1 protein-coding gene and 1 pseudogene are annotated in these 396 nt (G+C 65.2%); both read right to left on the bottom strand.

From position 1 onward, the window contains the following. A partial coding sequence (locus DNK49_RS24520; protein ID WP_207807121.1) for a hypothetical protein occupies positions 1 to 201 on the bottom strand: 201 nt, incomplete at its 3' end. Position 202: 1 nt separating this feature from the next. Then, positions 203 to 396 (bottom strand): annotated as a pseudogene (locus DNK49_RS24275) (hypothetical protein); the annotation flags it as partial.

Genomic DNA, 396 nt, shown 5'->3' with positions numbered 1-396 from the left:
CACGAGCCCCGCTCGCTCTTCGATCACGCTGCGCCGACCCAATCCGTCATACACAAAATGACTGCTGCGCCCAGGGCTGCTCTTGTGACTCACTCCGATGAGCCGGTTCTCCGCGTCCCACTGATAGGCCCGGATGGGATCTTCCAGACGATTGCCGTTGGCGTCGTACACATAGCCCGTCTGCGCAATCCAGTTGGTCACATCATGCGCGAAGACCTGCGAGCCGCCAGGCGCCTCGATGTGCGATACGTTGTCCGCCGCGTCGTATGGCGCGCGCGGGCCGGTTGGTGCGCGCGGGCAGCATGAACTCGATCTCGCCCAAGGACGGTGCCGCGAGCGTCTCGGGCCACAGCTTGCCGCCCTGGGGCAGGCAGCGGTTGTGTTGGGCTCGCAACA

Source organism: Parazoarcus communis SWub3 = DSM 12120 (assembly GCF_003226565.1).
GTDB lineage: Bacteria > Pseudomonadota > Gammaproteobacteria > Burkholderiales > Rhodocyclaceae > Parazoarcus > Parazoarcus communis.
This window is presented reverse-complemented; position numbering and strand designations above follow the sequence as displayed.